This is a genomic window from Deinococcus soli (ex Cha et al. 2016) (assembly GCF_001007995.1).
GTDB lineage: Bacteria > Deinococcota > Deinococci > Deinococcales > Deinococcaceae > Deinococcus > Deinococcus soli.
Map to the genome: position 1 here is coordinate 1,158,448 of NZ_CP011389.1, position 17,166 is coordinate 1,175,613.

15 protein-coding genes and 1 tRNA gene are annotated in these 17,166 nt (G+C 67.5%); 8 read left to right on the top strand and 8 right to left on the bottom strand.

From position 1 onward, the window contains the following. Positions 1-338 precede the first annotated feature (338 nt). The 4 genes from SY84_RS05760 to rpsL form a co-directional block, all read right to left on the bottom strand. Entirely contained in the window at positions 339-767 is a 429-nt protein-coding gene (locus SY84_RS05760; RefSeq protein ID WP_046843216.1) for a hypothetical protein, read from the bottom strand. A 107-nt stretch (positions 768-874) separates the two neighbouring features. Continuing rightward, entirely contained in the window at positions 875-2,968 is a 2,094-nt protein-coding gene (gene fusA / locus SY84_RS05765) for an elongation factor G (protein ID WP_046843217.1), read from the bottom strand. A gap of 248 nt (positions 2,969-3,216) precedes the next feature. Further along, entirely contained in the window at positions 3,217-3,687 is a 471-nt protein-coding gene (rpsG, locus tag SY84_RS05770) for a 30S ribosomal protein S7 (RefSeq protein WP_046843218.1), read from the bottom strand. A gap of 136 nt (positions 3,688-3,823) precedes the next feature. Further along, positions 3,824-4,225, bottom strand: coding sequence for a 30S ribosomal protein S12 (gene rpsL / locus SY84_RS05775; RefSeq protein WP_046843219.1), 402 nt, complete (start codon positions 4,223-4,225; stop codon positions 3,824-3,826). Between the two features lie 327 nt (positions 4,226-4,552). Between rpsL and SY84_RS05780 the strand changes: the two genes are divergently transcribed. Beyond that, positions 4,553-4,642: transfer RNA gene (locus tag SY84_RS05780), tRNA-Ser, on the top strand. Positions 4,643-4,689: 47 nt separating this feature from the next. Here SY84_RS05780 and SY84_RS05785 read toward each other — a convergent pair. Beyond that, positions 4,690-5,184, bottom strand: a complete 495-nt coding sequence (locus SY84_RS05785) for a hypothetical protein (RefSeq protein ID WP_046843220.1) — start codon at positions 5,182-5,184, stop codon at positions 4,690-4,692. Between the two features lie 15 nt (positions 5,185-5,199). Here SY84_RS05785 and SY84_RS05790 point away from each other — a divergent pair, with 15 nt between their 5' ends. The 4 genes from SY84_RS05790 to SY84_RS05805 all read left to right on the top strand — a co-directional run bounded on the left by SY84_RS05790 (position 5,200) and on the right by SY84_RS05805 (position 9,323). Continuing rightward, positions 5,200-6,006, top strand: a complete 807-nt coding sequence (locus tag SY84_RS05790; protein ID WP_046843221.1) for an aminoglycoside N(3)-acetyltransferase — start codon at positions 5,200-5,202, stop codon at positions 6,004-6,006. A 329-nt stretch (positions 6,007-6,335) separates the two neighbouring features. After that, on the top strand, positions 6,336-8,009 hold the full coding sequence (hflX, locus tag SY84_RS05795; RefSeq protein ID WP_245621416.1) for a GTPase HflX: 1,674 nt from the start codon (positions 6,336-6,338) through the stop codon (positions 8,007-8,009). Between the two features lie 97 nt (positions 8,010-8,106). Further along, positions 8,107-9,036: an endonuclease/exonuclease/phosphatase family protein gene (locus SY84_RS05800; protein WP_245621417.1), complete on the top strand. Its 930-nt coding sequence runs from the start codon at positions 8,107-8,109 to the stop codon at positions 9,034-9,036. Positions 9,037-9,116: 80 nt separating this feature from the next. Further along, entirely contained in the window at positions 9,117-9,323 is a 207-nt protein-coding gene (locus SY84_RS05805; RefSeq protein ID WP_046843224.1) for a hypothetical protein, read from the top strand. Positions 9,324-9,401: 78 nt separating this feature from the next. Here the strand turns inward: SY84_RS05805 and SY84_RS05810 are convergent, their stop codons facing one another. The 3 genes from SY84_RS05810 to SY84_RS05820 all read right to left on the bottom strand — a co-directional run bounded on the left by SY84_RS05810 (position 9,402) and on the right by SY84_RS05820 (position 12,675). Then, the gene (locus SY84_RS05810) at positions 9,402-10,073 is read right to left on the bottom strand and encodes a M48 family metallopeptidase (RefSeq protein ID WP_157882904.1); all 672 of its coding nucleotides are present in this window, start codon (positions 10,071-10,073) and stop codon (positions 9,402-9,404) included. 103 nt (positions 10,074-10,176) lie between these two features. Further along, positions 10,177-11,037 carry a neutral zinc metallopeptidase gene (locus tag SY84_RS05815; RefSeq protein WP_046843226.1) on the bottom strand — a complete coding sequence of 287 codons (861 nt, stop codon included), beginning with the start codon at positions 11,035-11,037 and terminating at the stop codon, positions 10,177-10,179. Between the two features lie 618 nt (positions 11,038-11,655). Then, positions 11,656-12,675 (bottom strand): D-alanine--D-alanine ligase family protein, encoded by a 1,020-nt coding sequence (locus tag SY84_RS05820; protein WP_046843227.1) that lies wholly within the window; start codon positions 12,673-12,675, stop codon positions 11,656-11,658. 298 nt (positions 12,676-12,973) lie between these two features. Here SY84_RS05820 and SY84_RS05825 point away from each other — a divergent pair, with 298 nt between their 5' ends. The 3 genes from SY84_RS05825 to SY84_RS05835 all read left to right on the top strand — a co-directional run bounded on the left by SY84_RS05825 (position 12,974) and on the right by SY84_RS05835 (position 17,116). Then, positions 12,974-14,695 carry an ABC transporter substrate-binding protein gene (locus SY84_RS05825; RefSeq protein WP_046843228.1) on the top strand — a complete coding sequence of 574 codons (1,722 nt, stop codon included), beginning with the start codon at positions 12,974-12,976 and terminating at the stop codon, positions 14,693-14,695. A gap of 344 nt (positions 14,696-15,039) precedes the next feature. After that, a complete protein-coding gene (locus SY84_RS05830; protein WP_046843229.1) occupies positions 15,040-16,062 on the top strand; it encodes an ABC transporter permease in 1,023 nt (340 codons plus the stop codon). A 31-nt stretch (positions 16,063-16,093) separates the two neighbouring features. Further along, complete coding sequence (locus SY84_RS05835) at positions 16,094-17,116, top strand: ABC transporter permease (protein ID WP_046843230.1); 1,023 nt, start codon at positions 16,094-16,096, stop codon at positions 17,114-17,116. Positions 17,117-17,166 lie beyond the last annotated feature (50 nt).

A 17,166-nucleotide genomic window follows, 5' to 3' on the forward strand; every position in this document is an offset into this window, starting at 1 on the left:
CTGCACGCAAAAGCGGCCCTTTGATCGGGGCTCCCCCGCGCATGTCGCAGGGTTCTGATGGTGCTGAACCACATTGGGTTGATTCTCGCCAGGGTGGTGTCCCACCGTGCTGGCCACGCTACGCCGCCTCTGCGTCCCGCTCCGGCGGTGGGTGAGGCCGCGGGGCAGGTCCGTGAGTCCACGGCGTACCGAAGAAGTATGTTACAGGATCACCTATCAAAGGGCAAGTGGGAGTAAAGAGGCAGGCAGGGGCCAGAAACGCCCACACAGTGGCAGAACGGGCAAGAAGGTGTGTGGTCTGTCACGCAGCATGTGACAGACCGCAATGTTTCAGGATCTCAGCGGCGCGTGTACGCCACGACCTGTTTGTCGAACGCGCCGATGAGCATCACGATCCCCAGCACCGTGAAGATCGGCGGGATGAGCAGACTGAATACACCAATCACGATGCTCGACACGCGCCCCCAGCCGCGGCCCTCCAGCACGGCCCGGCGCGTGTAGTACACCCACAGGATCTGGACCATGGTCAGGACGAACGAGATCCACAGCGCCGCCTGAATCTGCGCGGGCGTCACCGTCAGGTCCGGAATGCCCATCTGCCGGACCATATCTGTGGTGGTCTCGGTCAGGGTGGGTCCGGCAAACGGCAGGAACAGCAGGGTGATCGCCGAGTAGATCAGGTTGATCATCAGCGGCACGGTCAGGAAGCCGATCCGGGGGGGGAGCGGTCCGCTCGGGGCGGCCGGGTTGGGGGTGGGCACCGTCATGCACGCAGCTTAGCGTGCCCACCCTCTTGCCTGCCTGAAGCGAAAAAAGAGGAAGCCCCACAGTGGGAGCTTCCTCTGGCGTCACCCCGGTGCGGGGCGAGGCGGGTTTACTTCTTCATCAGCTGCTGGGCGATGTTGTTGGGCAGCTGGGTGTAGTGGTCGAAGAACATGGAGTAGCTGGCGCGGCCCTGCGTCTTGGAACGCATGTCGGTCGCGTAGCCGAACATCTCGCTCAGGGGCACGAAGGCCTTCACGATCTGCGCGTTACCGCGGGCTTCCATGCCCTGGATCTGGCCACGGCGGCTGTTCAGGTCGCCGATGATGTCACCCATGTAGTCCTCGGGGGTGGTCACCTCGACGCGCATGACGGGTTCCAGGATGGCGGGGCTGCCCTTCTGGACGGCTTCTTTCAGACCCATCGAACCGGCGATCTTGAACGCCATTTCGCTGGAGTCGACTTCGTGGTAGCTGCCGTCGTAGATGGTGACTTTCAGGTCGACCACGGGGAAGCCCAGCATGGGGCCGCTCTGCATGGCTTCCTCGATACCCTTCTGGGCCGGCCCGATGTACTCCTTGGGCACGGTGCCGCCGACGACGGCGTTCTCGAAGATGAAGCCCGCGCCGGGTTCCAGGGGTTCCACGCGCAGTTTGACGTGACCGTACTGACCGCGACCACCGGACTGGCGGGCGAACTTGCTGTCCACCTCGACCTGCTTGGTGATGGTTTCACGGTAGGCCACCTGGGGCGCACCGACGTTCGCGTCGACCTTGTACTCGCGCTTCAGGCGGTCCACCAGGATTTCCAGGTGAAGTTCGCCCATCCCGGCGATGGTGGTCTGGCCGGATTCCTGGTCGGTTTCGACCTTGAAGGTGGGATCCTCTTCGGCGAGCTTCTGCAGGCCGATGCCCATCTTCTCCTGGTCGGCCTTGGTCTTGGGCTCGATGGCGAGCTTGATGACGGGCTCGGGCACGTCGATGCTCTCCAGCAGGACCTTGTCGTCGCCGTCGCCGATCAGGGTGTTGCCGGTGCCGGCGTCCTTCAGGCCGATCACGGCGCCGAGTTCCCCGGCCTTCAGTTCGGTGACTTCCTCGCGGCTGTTGGCGTGCATCTTCAGCAGGCGGCCGACGCGCTCGCGCTTCTCCTTGCTGGCGTTGTACACGTAGCTGCCGGACTGCAGGGTGCCCGAGTAGATGCGCACGAAGGTCAGGCGGCCCACGTAGGGGTCAGCCATGATCTTGAACGCCAGCGCGGCCAGCTTGCCTTCGGGATCGGCGGGGAACTCGATGGTGTCCTCACTGTCCTCGACCTTGCCCTTGATGGCGGGCACTTCCAGCGGGCTGGGCAGGTAGTCGATGACGGCGTCGAGGAGCAGCTGCACGCCCTTGTTCTTCAGGGCGCTGCCGCACAGCACGGGGAAGATGCGCTTCTCGATGGTGCCCTTGCGCAGGGCGGCCACGAGCTGCTCCACGCTGGGTTCCTCGCCTTCGAGGTACATCATCATCAGGTCTTCGTCGACTTCAGCGGCCGCTTCGATCAGCTGGGCGCGCATCTCGGCGACCTTGTCGAGGTACTCGGCCGGGATGTCGGTCTCCTCGATATCGGTGCCCAGGTCGTTGGTGTAGAAGTGGGCGCGCTGACGCACGATGTCGATGATGCCCTTGAACTCGTTCTCGGCACCCATGGGGTACTGGACGGGCGCGGCGACGGCACCGAGGCGCTCCTTGATGTCGTTCAGCACGAGCTCGAAGCTGGCGCCGGTCTTGTCCATCTTGTTGCTGAACGCGATGCGGGGCACGCCGTACCGGTCGGCCTGACGCCACACGGTTTCACTCTGGGGCTCCACGCCCTGGCTGCTGTCGAACACCGCGACGGCGCCGTCGAGCACGCGCATGGAACGCTCCACTTCGATCGTGAAGTCCACGTGACCGGGGGTGTCGATGATGTTCACGACGTATTCCTGGTCGGTGCCGCTGCGCTTCCACTTGGCAGTCGTGGCGGCCGCCGTGATCGTGATGCCGCGCTCGCGCTCCTGCTCCATCCAGTCCATGGTGGCGGCGCCGTCGTGCACTTCACCGATGTTGTGGGTCCGGCCGGTGTAGTACAGGATGCGTTCGGTGGTGGTGGTCTTACCGGCGTCGATGTGCGCGGCAATCCCGATGTTACGGAAGTGGGTGAGGTACTGCTGGGCTTTGGTGGTCATAAGACTCCCTATTGTGGCGGGTGACGTGTCTCGTCACCGTCAGATGCGCTGGGTTTCGCTTCACGCGACATGGACGGCAGGGCGAACCTACCGTCCGAGAATTCCTGTGCGGGTGCGTGGGGGTGTGCCGCTCGCTGCACTTCGCATCAACCGGGAAAGCGCCGCTTGCTGCTGCGTTCCGCGAGAGACACACCTGTTCCTGCTCGCTCCGCTCGGATCTCGGGGCCCAGGGGGCCCCTTGACCGGAATTACCAGCGGTAGTGCGCGTAGGCGCGGTTGGCTTCCGCCATGCGCTCCACGTCGTCTTTCTTCTTGATGGCGCCGCCACGGCCCTGGGCGGCGTCCATGATCTCGCCGGCCAGACGCTCGACGGCGGTGCGCTCGGGACGGCTGTCCACGGCGCTGATCAGCCAGCGCAGGGTCAGGCTCTGCTTGCGGCGCTCGCTGGGCTCGACGGGCACCTGGTAGGTGCTGCCGCCCACGCGGCGGCTGCGGACTTCCACGCGGGGTTTGACGTTGTCGTACGCCTGGCGGAAGATCTTCAGGGACTCCTGGCCGGTGCGCTCCTGCACGAGCTTCATGGCTCCGTAGAAGATGCGGCTGGCGAGGTTCTTCTTACCATCACGCATGATGCGGTTGATCAAAGCGCTCACCAGAACGTCCTGGTAGACCAGGTCGGGCTGGATGACGCGCACTTCAGCTTGGCGGCGACGTGCCATGGTTGACTCCCTTGAGGCTCAGGCCCCACACGCTGTGGGGTGAGCGCGCGCACTTCAGGCGCGAATATGCTGCTTCATTGGCATCACCCCTGTGGGGGATGGGTTCGGGCGTGCGCCGCGGTGCGGCGCGGCGGCCTTACTTCTTCTTCGCGCCCGCGGCAGCGCCGGCCTTGGGCTTCTTGGTGCCGTACTTGGAACGGCTCTTGTTGCGGTCCTTGACGCCCTGGGTGTCGAGGCTGCCGCGCACGATGTGATAACGCACACCGGGAAGGTCCTTCACACGGCCGCCACGGATCAGCACGACGCTGTGCTCCTGCAGGTTGTGGCCTTCACCCGGGATGTAGGCGGTCACTTCGAAGGCGCTGGACAGACGCACGCGGGCGATCTTACGAAGCGCGGAGTTCGGCTTCTTGGGGGTGGTGGTCTTGACGACCGTGCACACGCCGCGGCGGAAGGGGCTGCCCTTCAGGGCAGGAACCTTGCTCTTCTTCTGGATCGTCTTGCGACCCTTACGGAGCAGTTGCTGGGTAGTAGGCAGGGGAAATCACTCCTCATCTGGTTCGGCCGCAGCGCGCCGGGTGGCGGCGCGGGCCGGGGGGCGGGTGGCCACCCACGCGTACGGGGCGGCGCTGGGTTGACTCGTGCGGGCTTGGAGGTGATCACGCACCACACTGGGCTGCGCGCGCCGGTGGTGGCATGCCGAAAAACCCCCCTGGTGCAACCCGGTACCGGGGCAGTTTTCAACCTTGAAAGCATACGCCTTCCTCACAGGCAAGTGCAAGCGGGACGTGAAGCGCCGGGAGTAGCGCGCCGCCGGAAGGGCGTGCTATGCTCCCCGTCGCCCGTTCAGGCGATCATCAGGTGCGGAGAGGTGCCAGAGTGGTTGAATGGGTCGGTCTCGAAAACCGAAGTAGTCGCAAGGCTACCGTGGGTTCGAATCCCACCCTCTTCGCCAACCGAGAGCCCCCAGGTCAACGCCTGGGGGTCTTTCCTTTCCTCCGTTCATTGCGGGCGCAGACCGCGCCAGTGTTGCAGGAGCGCCGCCTCCCGCGCGGCGTGCAGGACCGCCCCGTGGGCCTCGCGCTGCGCGGCGGGCGTCAGGGGCAGGAACAGTGCGTCATACAGCGCCTGCCCGGCGCGGGCGAGGTTCACGAGTTCGTCCCGCCACGCCTGCGCGCCCGGCGGCTGCCAGCCCTGCGGGTCGGTCGGGTCGCTGAGAAGCGCGTGTGGGTCGGCGAGGCGCAGGGCGGTGAGTTCCAGCGCGTGCCGCAGCGCCATGACCCGCCCGGCCATTCCGGGGGCGGCGCGCAGGTCGTCCAGGGTCAGGGCGTGCGCGGCGCGCAGCAGGCCGTCGCCGGGCACGCTGAACAGGCCCGACAGGCCGTCCGGGCCGTACAGCACCTCACGCAGGGTTTCACGCAGCAGATCCGACATCTCCGCCCAGTACGCGCCCTGGCCGATGCGCGTTCCCAGCTCGCGCGCGTACGCTGCGGACATGCAGCGGGGAACAGCATGAGTGAGGCCGAGATCATCGCCCGGACGGACACGCCGCGCACCCGCGCGACCCTGGCGGGCGATCTGCGCCGCCTGCGGGTGCAGCCGGGCGACACGCTGATCGTGCACGCCAGCCTCAGCAGTCTTGGCTGGGTGGCGGGCGGCGCGGCAGCCGTCGTGCAGGCGCTTCAGGACGCGGTCGGGCCGCAGGGGACGCTGGTCGTGCCGACCTTCACGCTGAACCTGACCGACCCGGCCAGGTGGGGCCGGACGAGGGTGCCCGAGGCGTGGTGGCCGGTCATCCGCGCCGAGTTGCCCGCCTTCGATCCGGCGGTGACACCCAGCCGGGGCATGGGCCGCGTTGCGGAGACACTGCGGACGTGGCCGGGCGCGCGGCGCAGCGACCACCCGCACAGCTCGTTCGCCGCGTGGGGCCGCCACGCCGAGCACGTCACGGCGGATAACCCGCTCGCGTTCTCGCTGGGCGAGGGCTCACCCCTGGCCCGCGTGTATGACCTGGACGGCCGGGTGCTGCTGCTGGGCACCGACGTGAACACCAGCCTGCACCTCGCGGAGGTGCGGGCCGGGCAGCGGCCCACCGTGCCTTTCAGCGGCCCGGTCCTGGTCGGGGGCGAGCGGCACTGGCTGACCTTCGACGAGGCGGACTACCACGAGCAGGCCTTCCCACCCGTCAAGGCGGCGTTCGAGGCGACCGGCGCGGTGACCGTGGGCGTGGTGGGCTCCGCGACCGCGAAACTCATGTCCCAGCGCGCCCTGGTGGACTTCGCCACGCAGTACTGGCAAGACGGGATGACCGAAGAGTAGTAACCATCAGCCGTTGACATCCATCTACGTCAGGTGGCCGATGCGCTCTCCCCTGCCTGCCCCGTACCCTGGGGCCACAATGATCAAGAACTTCAAGTGAACCCACACGTTTGCCCGTGACCTGCGGCGGTAACATGACGTCAATGCAGGCATGGCCGCGCCCCCAGTTCCAGCGTGATAGCTGGGCGGGGCTGCTGACGGCCCGGCAGTGTGCCCTTCACCTCTCTCCCCTTTCCGGCCGCCTGCGCGGCGGGTGGGGCGCGTATTCAAGGAAGTGACCAGCTATCGATAAAGTGCATGGTAATACGTCGGGCCTCCGCCCGGCTCAGATGAAAGCCCTCGGGAACCTGTACCGCCGCCGGATCGAACCGGGCCGGGTGGGCTCGCCGGAACTCGCGCGCAACCTCGCGGAACTGTCGAATGACGTGCGGCGCGAGGTGGGCGTCCTGATCGACCGGCGGGGCCGCGTGATCTCGGTCAGCGTGGCGGACGCCAAGGGCACCGAATTCCCGGACCTGCGCATGGGCGAGAACCGCCTGTCGGGCTTCCACCTGCTGCACACCCACCCGCGCGGCGGGGCGCTCAGCAAGGGCGACCTCTCCACGCTGTTCCTGAAGCGCCTGGACGCCGTGTCCGCCATCGAGGTCCGGAACGAGGGCCAGGCGGGGCTGGTGCACACGGCGCACCTGACGCCGCCCGGCACGGTCGGGGAGGAGGAGGACTGGCGCATCTTGCCGCCCGTGCCCGCCTTCCAGATTGACGAGTTCGACCTGGGCGCGCAGGTGCAGGCGCTGGAGGAGGAGATTGCCCGCGCCGCCCGCACGCGCGTGGCGAAGAAGGACCACGAGCGCGCCATTCTGGTGCAGATCGACCAGGGTGAATTCGACGCCGAGGACCGCCTGGACGAGCTGGCCGAACTGGCCCGCACCGCCGGGGCGGAGGTCGTGCACCGCGAACTGGTGTTCCGCCGCAACCTGAAGCCCGGCACGCTGGTCGGCGCGGGGAAACTGGAGGAACTGACGAGCCGCGCGTACCACCTGGACGCGGACCTGCTGATCTTCGGGCAGGAACTCGGCGCGGCCCAGGCGCGTGAGATCGAGGCCGCCACGGGCCTGAAGATCATCGACCGGACGCAGCTGATCCTGGATATCTTCGCGCTGCACGCGCAGGGTGTGGAGTCGCGCCTGCAGGTGGAATTGGCGCAGCTGCGCTACATGAAGCCGCGCCTGCTGGGTGCCGGGGCGGCCCTGTCCCGCATCGGCGGCGGCGGGGGCAGCGCGGGGGGCGGCGCCATCGGCACGCGCGGGCCCGGGGAAACGAAGCTGGAGCTGGACCGCCGCCGCATCAACGACCGCCTGAGCTTCCTGGAGAAGCAGCTGGAGGGTGTCGCGCAGCGCCGCGAGGAACGCCGCAAGGGCCGCGAACGCAACGCCGTGCCCGTGATCTCCATCGTGGGGTACACGAACGCCGGGAAGAGCACGCTGCTGAACGCGTTCACGCACGCCGCCGAGGAACCCCGCCGGGTGCTGGCGGAGAACAAGCTGTTCGCCACGCTGCGCCCCACCAGCCGCCAGGGGTACCTGGAGGGCATCGGGCCGGTCGTGCTGACCGACACGGTGGGCTTCATCCGCGACCTGCCCAAGGACCTGACCCGCGCCTTCCGCAGCACGCTGGAGGAGATCGGGGACGCGGACGTGCTGCTGCATGTGGTGGACGCCGCCAGCCCCGGCGCGGACACCCGCCTGGACGCCGTGAACCGCATCCTGGAGGACCTGGGCTTCCGGGACATGCCGACCGTCGTGGCGCTGAACAAGGCCGACGCGGCCGACCCGGAGGCGCTGGACCGTGAGCTGGAATGCACGGGCGGCATTGCCGTCAGCGCCCTGAAAAACCGCGGGCTGGCCGAGCTGAAGGAGGCCCTGGCGGACGCCGTGTCGGGCGTGCAGCGCGCCGAACTGGCCCGGCAGGAGGAAGCTCGCGCGCTGGCCGCGCAGTACCGGTAACGGCCCTGCTCAGCAGGAGGGTGGGTGTCACGGGGCGCCCACCCTCTCCCCTTTTCTGTGGACGCGCTGTGCGGCGGCAGGCGGCACACTGCGCGCTGTGCACGCCCACCTGTCTGCCCTGCCTCTGCTGACCCTGCTGCTCGTGGTGCTCGGCTGGGCGCTGGGTGAGCTGATCGGCGAGCGGACGCTGCCCACCCTGCTGCTCGCGTACGCCCCGCCGCTGCTGTGGGTCCTGCTGTGCCTGCCCGCGCTGGCCTGGGCCGCGTGGCGTCGCTGGGGCCTGGGCATGGCGCTGGCCGCGCTGCTGCTGGCCGCGTGGGGCGCAGGTCTCCTGCACTGGCGGCCGCAGCAGTCGGGCACGCTGCGGGTGGTGACCTTCAACGTGCTGGGCGGCGCACGCACCTCCCCGGCCGGACTGGGTGCAGCCCTGCGCGCCCTGAACGCCGACGTGATCCTCCTGCAGGAAGCCCGCTTTCACGCCCCCACCTTTGAGGGGGAGCTGCGGGCCGCCCTGCCCGGCTACCGCGCCGTGCGGGCGCAGGAGGTCCTGACCCTCACCCGGCTGCCCCTGCTGGGCACCGACGCGCGGCCCCTGCCCGGCCTGAACCGCGCCGCGCTGGTGACCCACCTGCGCTGGGACGGCCGCCCGCTGACGGTCATGAACGCCCACCCGGGAGCCACGCAGGTCAGTGCCGCCCTGCGCGACCCGGCCCGGCTGCGCCGCTCCCGCGACCTGCGCGCCGCACAGCTGGACGTGCTGATCACCCTGGCGCGCCGCACCCCCGGCCCCCTGATCCTGGGCGGCGACCTGAACACCCCGCCGCGCGGACCGGCGTACCGGGCGCTGCGGCAGGCGGTCGGCCCCGACACCTTCCAGCGTGCCGGGCGCGGCCCCGGCTGGACGTACCCCGGCCTGCGCCTGCGGATCGACCACCAGTTCAGCCGTGACCTGCGGCCCTCCCGCGCCCGCGTGCTCCCGTGGACGCTCAGTGACCACCGGCCGCTGCTGGTCGAGTACCGACCCTGAAGCCCGCTTCATGCACCTCGGTGGTTGATCGCACCCTTGCGCGGCAGACTGACGGTCATTCCCACTCAGGAGGTGCCCCGATGACTGGACCGTACGACCGTCCGCCCGCCCCCGCATCCGAACCCACCGACATGCCCACCCCGATGCCCGAGCAGATGCCCGGCACGGGTGACAGCGGTCCCGTGATGGACCCCCCGGTGAACCCGGACACCCCCGGGATGCCCGAACCGCACCCCACGCCCAACCCGGACACGCCCGGCATGCCGGAACCGATGCCCGCCATGTAGAGCGGGTCAATGGTCTGAGGGTCGAAGCGTCTGAGACTTAATCTCTCTGACCGCTTCGACCCTCGACCTTTTGACCCTCTAGAGGGTGTGTCCGTACTCCTTGAGCCATGCCCGGTGGGTCTGCCACCCGGGCATGAGGCGGGTCACGTGCGCCCAGTAGCGCGCGGAGTGGTTCAGTTCGAGGAGGTGCGCGGCCTCGTGCAGCGCGACGTAGTGCAGGACCTCGGTGGGCGCGCGGGTCAGTTTCCAGTGCAGGCGGATACTCCCGTCGGCGGAGCAGCTGCCCCAGCGGGTGCGGGTGTCGCTGACGTGCACGGCACGCAGGCGGTCAGCCGCGCCGAGTTTTGCGGCGTAGTCCTCCACCAGCGCCCGATACGGGACGGCGCAGGCCCGGCAGGTCCAGGCGGCCAGGGCGACCTCGGCATTCTGCGCGGGCAGGTGCAGGGTGTCCCCGTCACGGTCCGGACGGGTGCGGGCCGCGTCCAGGTGCAGGGTCAGGTCCTGTCCCAGGAACGGGACGCGCTGCCCGGTCTGCGGGGCGGGGCGCTGCGGCGGCCGGGCGGCGTACCCGGCGAGGTGCCCGGCGACCCAGTCGCGGCGGGCATCCAGAATGTCGCGCAGCTGGGACAGCGGCACGCGGGTCGGCGCGAACAGCGTCACAGCGCCCGGCGTGACCTGTACCGCCACCGTGCGCCGCCGCGCGCTGCGCCGGATCTGTACGGGCACGCCCGCGACCTCCCAACCCGTCATGGGGATAGGAAAGCGCATGCTGTGCCCGGGCGTAGTGAGCGCCGTCACGCAGCAGGGGCGGGGCGCGTCGGGTCTCCCCACCCCGCCCCGCCTCCCACTGGCCTTACAGCTGGTTGTAGTTCACGTTGAAGGTGTCGCAGCTGTTGGGGTTCCCGCTCCTGAAGCCGGTCATGAACCACCGGACGCGCTGCGCGGCGCTGCCGTGCGTGAAGGAATCCGGGGCGACGTAGCCCTGCCCCTGCCGCTGGAGATTGTCGTCCCCGATGGCCTCGGCGGTCGCGACGGCTTCCTGCACGTCCGCCTGGGTGATCTTGGCGTCCTGCTGGGTCTTGTTGCCCCACACCCCGGCGAAGCAGTCGGCCTGGAGTTCCAGGCGCACGCTGTAGCTGTTCGCCTCTGCCTCGGTGCGGGCACTGCGCTGACGGCGGTTCACCTGATCGGCAATCCCGAGTTCGTTCTGGATGTGGTGACCGACCTCATGGGCAATCACGTATGCGTACGCGAAGTCGCCGCCACCACCGAGCTGCCGGTCCATCTGCGTGAAGAAGCTGGTGTCGAGGTAGATCTTCTGATCGGTGGGGCAGTAGAACGGGCCGACGGCACTATCGGCCTGACCGCAGCCTGACTGAGTGCCACGCGTGTAAAGCACGAGGCGTGGTTCCTTGTACGTCCGACCGGCCTGCCTGAAGATGCTGCCCCAGACCTGATCGGTGCTGCCCAGTACCCTATCGACGAACTGATATGCCTCGTCGTTCTGGGTGGTCTGTGTGGACTGACTCTGCTGGGTGGGCTGACTACTATTGCCACCACCGAGAATCGCTCCGGGGTCTATGCCGAAGAACATGGCGATCAGCGCAATGATCAGGCCGCCCACACCACCCACCGCGATGCCCCCGCCGGGCAGTCCACCGGCTCCACGACGATCCTCAACGTTCCCACTGCCGGGAAGATTCTTCCAGTCCATACCCTGCCCCTTTGACGCTGCTTGAATTCAGAGGAGGTGGCGGGGTGTGCGCCCGCGAGTGCCGTCCGCTGTCGAGGCCCTCATTGTAGGAAGGGCCGTGTGCTGGACGTCTGATCTGACCTTTAGGCTTTGCACTGGAGATGTTCAGGCTTCAGGAGAGGCGCCTGAAGTACGTCTGGGCGCGTGGGGTGGGTCGCAGGAGGTGCACGGCGGGTTCGACCCTGGCAGCGGTGCGGCACATGTTCTTCCGGGTACAGGGGCCGCACGTGCTCCGCAGCACTGTAAGCTCACTCGATTCAGAGGGATTGAGGGAGCCGCCCAGACCCTCTGGAGACTGCTCTCCAGCCGACGCGGACTGCTACCAGAACCACAGGCAGCGGGCTTCCTGATGGAGCGGAAGCCAGCTGCTCTTCCCTACAGCAGAATTCAGGGGTATGGAGGGAATCCCCCGATCCCTCTGATCCGAGCGGATTGAGGCGCCGACATGACAGTGGTGGGAGGCAGAGCCCTGGGGCGTGCTGTTGGTCCCTCAAGGCAGCTGAACATCCCTGGAGACGCCGCTCCCCCGCAGGTCTGCCCGGTCCGGAGGTGTGGAGAACACTCCGGCGGGCGGTGCGGTCAGCGGTCTTCGAGGGCCAGTTCCACCAGCCGGGTGACCAGCGCGCTGTAGTTCAGGCCTGCCGCCTCAAACAGCTTGGGGTACATGCTGGTCGTCGTGAAGCCCGGCATGGTGTTCACCTCGTTCAGGAGCAGCTCGCCGGTCTCCTCGACGTAGAAGAAGTCCACGCGGGCCAGTCCTGCACAGTCCAGTGCGCGGAAGGCGCGCAACGCGAGGGTGCGGATCTGCTCGGCGACCTCTGCGCTCAGCGGCGCGGGGATGTGCATGCTGGCGCGGCCCTCGGTGTACTTTGTCTCGTAGTCGTAGAAGTCGGCGTCGAAACGCAGCTCGCCGACCGGGCTGGCGATCGGCGCGTCGTTGCCCAAGATGCCGACCTCGACCTCGCGGGGCTTGTGGGCGGTCATGGCCTCCAGGATCACGCGGCGGTCCAGGCTGAACGCCAGGGTCATCGCGCCGTCCAGATCCTCTGGGCGGGCGACCTTGCTGATGCCCACGCTGGAGCCCAGGTTCGCGGGTTTCACGAACAGCGGGTAGCCCAGCGCGGCGGCGCGCTCACGCACCGTGTCAGGCTGGGTCTGCCACTCACGGCGCACGGCCAGTGCCCACGCGACCTGCGGGATGCCCGCCGAGGCGAGCACCTGCTTGGTCATGACCTTGTCCATGCTGACCGCCGAGCCCAGCACGCCGCTGCCCACGAAGGGAATCCCGGCCAGGGTCAGGAGGCCCTGCACGGTGCCGTCCTCGCCCATCGGGCCGTGCAGCAGCGGGAACACGGCGTCGTAGCCCTCGGCACTCGCGGCGCGGTGCAGCACGAGGTCACCGCCGGTCGGGGCCTCGCCGGATTCCAGGGCGCGCTGCGTCTCGGTGGGGGGCAGCCAGCGGCCCTGCTTGCTGATGACCACGGGCGTCACGTCGAACTGATCGCGGGGCAGGGCGCTGAGGACACTCCGGGCACTCATGAGGCTGACCTCGTGTTCACCGGACTGGCCGCCGGCCAGCAGCAGGATGCGCTTCTTCACGCGGCGCAGTATGCCACGCGCGCCGCCCTACACACGATGCTCAAGAGCCACCACATGAGCCTCAAGCTCACCAGACGCCGCGTCCAGCACCGCCGAACATGCATAAATATAGACAGATGCGTTTTCTCAGCACAGCCACGAAGTATCTCTGATGCCCGGCGCGGACAACCGGACGAACGTCACACCAACGCTGCAGACGCTGCGCTATGATGCCGCCGATCAACCCACAGACTGTCCACCCGAGCCGCCCAGACGGGCGACCTCGCGCAGACCGTCAAAGCACCCATCTGGAGGATCAATGAAAAAAGTTGCTGCTCTCGCCACCCTGCTGGCCCTCACCAGCGCCCTCGCGGCCTCCCCCAAGGACACCCTGGTCTACCAGTCCTCCTCCGACATCCCCACCATGGACCCCGGCGTCACCTACGACACGGCCTCCGGCGGCGTCGTTGAAAACATCTACGAGACCCTCGTCACCTACAGCGGCGCCAGCCTCAGCAAGCTCGAGCCCCTGCTGGCCACCAAGTGGACCATCAGCAACGGCGGCAAGACCTACACCTTCGACCTGCGTAAGGGCGTGAAGTTCCACAGCGGCAACGCCTTCAGCTGCGCCGACGCCGAGTACACCTTCGAGCGTAACCTGGTCACCAACAGCGCCGAGTCCGGCAACTGGTTCCTTGCCGAGAGCCTCCTGGGAACCGGCGCCAACGCCGCCGACGACAAGACCATCACCTGGGCCCGCATCGACAAGGCCGTCGAGTGCAACAACGCCGGACAGCTGATCTTCAACCTGCCCGCCGTGGACCCCGCCTTCCTGGCCAAACTGGCCTTCGCTGGCCAGAGCGTCGTGGACAGCAAGTACGCCGCCGGCCTGGGCGAGTGGAACGGCAAGGAAGCCACCTGGAAGGACTGGGTCGGCAAGGACCTGACCAACAGTAAGCTGAGCCAGGCTCCCAGCGGCACCGGCGCGTACAAGCTCGTCCGCAAGGACTCCAACACCCTGCTGGCCACCGCCTTCGACGGCTACTGGGGCAAGAAGCCCGCGATCAAGAACATCGTGATCCAGAAGGTCAGCGAACTCGCCGCCCGCCAGCAGGCCTTCCTGCGCGGTGACGCCGACCTGATCGACGGTGGTGGCCGCGCGGTCGACGAGACCCAGGTCAAGGGCAAGGCCGGCGTCACCTGGGTCGACAACCTGGACAACACCGTCGCCACGGCGTTCTTCATGAACCAGAACATCAAGAACCCCGCGCTGCTGGGCAGCGGCAAGCTGGACGGCAAGGGTATCCCCGCGACCTTCTTCAAGGACGCCAACGTGCGCCGCGCCTTCAGCTACGCCTTCGACTACCAGAAGTACATCACCGACGTGCAGAAGGGTAAGGGCAAGCAGCGCACCATGCTGCTCCCCGAGATCTTCGGCGGCTACGACGCCAAGGTCAGCAAGTACACCTACGACAAGGCCAAGGCCGAGTCCTTCTTCAAGCGCGCCTACGGCGGCCAGCTGTGGAAGAACGGCTTCGTCCTGACCGCCAACTACCGCCAGGGCAGCGAGCCCTCGCAGAAGGCCATGGAAATCCTGAAGGCCAACCTCGAAGCGCTGAACCCCAAGTTCCGCGTGAACATCCAGGCCAAGCAGTGGAGCGAGATGCTCAAGGACTCCAAGGACGGCAAGGAAGCCATGACCATCATGGGCTGGGCGCCTGACTACGCCGACCCGGACAACTTCATGTACACCTTCTACAGCAGCAACGGGTACTACAACCCCCGCCTGAACTGGAAGGACAGCCAGATCGACAAGTGGCTCGAGCAGGCCCGCAGCACGGTGAACACCACCGAGCGTAACCGCCTGTACAGCCTGGTCGGCAAGAAGGCCTTCGAGCAGGCCCCGTACATCCTGATGCCCGCCGGCATCAACTACATCTTCATGCGCGACAACCTGGTCGGCGTGAGCGCCAGCAACTACAACCCCATGATCTCCTTCGCGGCCACCGGCACGTTCTGGAAGGAACTCAGCAAGAAGTAACCCTTCTCTGAGCTGACGGCACAGGGCAGCCCCCCATACCGGGGCTGCCCTGACTGTTGTGGTAGCCGCATCAGGGCCCGCGCGGTTCACACGCCGTCACCGCAGATCACAGACGAGGCAGGTCCACAAGGAAAACTGACGTTCCAGCCGTCAGAATCGGTTCTCCATACCGGGACGCCAGGACCGTCACCTTTGCGTTGTCCGGCCCTTTTGAACTAGTCTAGAGAGCGGACTACAGCTCAGGCGTCACCTTCCAAACCAACGTTCGTTCTTCATCCCTTCGCTCCGACTGCCGGAGCCCAGCGCGGCTCCACACGCGGAAAGTCACCCACCCCGAGGCTCTCATGCTCAATTTCATCGTGAAGCGACTCATCCAGATTCCTGTGGTGATGCTCGTGCTCTCCCTGATGATCGTCGGCCTGACCCAGCTGCTCACCCCCGAGCAGCGCGCTGCGCCGTACATCCGCAGCGAACAGCAGGCCGCCCGCCTGGAACAGATCATCGAACAGCGCGGCCTGCGCGACCCCTTCCCCGTCCAGTACAGCCGCTGGCTGGGCAGCACCCTCCAGGGTGACCTGGGGTACTCCAAGGCCAGCAACCAGGACGTGATCGTCACGATCAAGGAGCGGCTGCCCCGCACGGTCGAACTGACCATCCTGACCGCCATCCCGATCCTGCTGATCAGCGTGTGGCTGGGCACCCTGAGCGCCCTGCACAAGGACAAGTTCATCGACCAGCTGCTGCGCGTGTTCGTGGTCCTCGGGTACTCGCTGCCCAGCTTCGTGGTGGGCATCCTGCTGCTCGCCGTGTTCTACGCCTACCTGGGCTGGCTGCCCGGCTCGGGCCAGCTGAACGTCGTGAACACCTTTGCGCTGGGCGACATCAGGACCTACACCGGCCTGCTGACCGTCGACGCCGCCCTGAACGGCCGCTGGGACATCGCCTGGGACGCCCTGCAGCACATGATCCTCCCGGCCCTGACCCTGGTGATCGTCCTGAGCGCCAACATCATCAAGGTCATGCGCAACAACATGCTCGAGGCGCTGACCAGCGACTACGTCCGCACGGCGCGCGCCAAGGGCCTGTCCGCCAGCGTCGTGAACCGCAAGCACGCCCGCCGCAACGCCCTGCTGAGCATCGTCACGCTGGGCGGCTTCCTGATCATCGGTCTGCTGGGCGGCTCGCTGATCACCGAGACGATCTTCGCGTTCCCCGGCATCGGCCAGTGGGTCGTGCAGGCCGCCGTGGGCGTCGACCTGGCCGCCGTGCTGGGCTTCGCCATGCTGACCGCCGTGATCGTGGTTGTCGTGAGCACCATCGTCGACATCCTGTACGGCGTGATCGACCCGCGCGTGAGGTTCGACTGATGCCCCGCCCCACCCTGACCCGGAGGACCGCATGACCGTCGCCGCCCCCACCAAACCCCAGGAACGCAGCCGCTTCCAGGAGTTCTGGACCAGCCCTGCCACCCGCAAGCTGCGCCGCAACCCGCTGGCGATCACGGGCCTGATCATCACCATCCTGTTCGGCCTGATCGCGCTGTTCGCGCCGCTGATCGCCAAACCCAGCGGCAACTGCCTGCGCGACCTGAACATCACCAGCGCGAACGAGGTCTACAACCCCGCTGGAGGGGCCTTCTGGCGCGCCGTGTTCACGCCGCCCGAGAGCTGCTACCGCACCGAACGCCTGAGCTTCGCGCAGGAACCCAGCGCGCCCAGCGCCGCCGCGCCCTTCGGCACCGTGAACGGCTACAACATCTACTACGGCCTGATCTGGGGTACCCGCACCGCGCTGAAGATGGCGTTCATCATCGTGGCGATCACCCTGGCGCTCGGCGTGGTCATCGGCGCGATCAGCGGCTACTACGGCGGCTGGATCGACAACCTGATCCAGCGGTTCATCGACGTGCTGTTCTCGCTGCCGCCCCTGATCCTGACAGTCGTGATCCTGACCATCCTGCGCGCCCGCTTCCAGAGCGGCGGCGGGGACTACGACCCGACCCTGCCGATCATCGTGGCATTCTGCGTGACCGGCTGGGCTGGGTACGCCCGTCTGATCCGCGGTGAGGTGCTCCGCACCCGCCAGCTGGAGTACGTGGACGCCGCCCGCAGCCTGGGCGCGCGCGACCCTCGCCTGATCCTGAAGCACGTGGTCCCCAACAGCATCGCCGCGGTGTTCACCATCGCCGTGCTGGACCTCGCGACCGTGCCGCTGACCGTCGCGGGCCTGTCCTTCCTGGGCCTGGGTTTCGAGTCCGGTTTCGCCGAGTGGGGTCAGATGATCGACTTCGCCCGCGCGTGGCTGAAACCCGAGTACTGGTACGTGCTTGTGTACCCGGCGACGTTCATCGTGCTGTTCAGCCTCGCCTTCAACCTGTTCGGTGACGGCCTGCGCGACGCGCTGGACCCCAAGTCCCGCTGACGCGGCCAGAACCCGGCACGAGGAACCCCCCGCTCCTGTCTGCGGGGGGT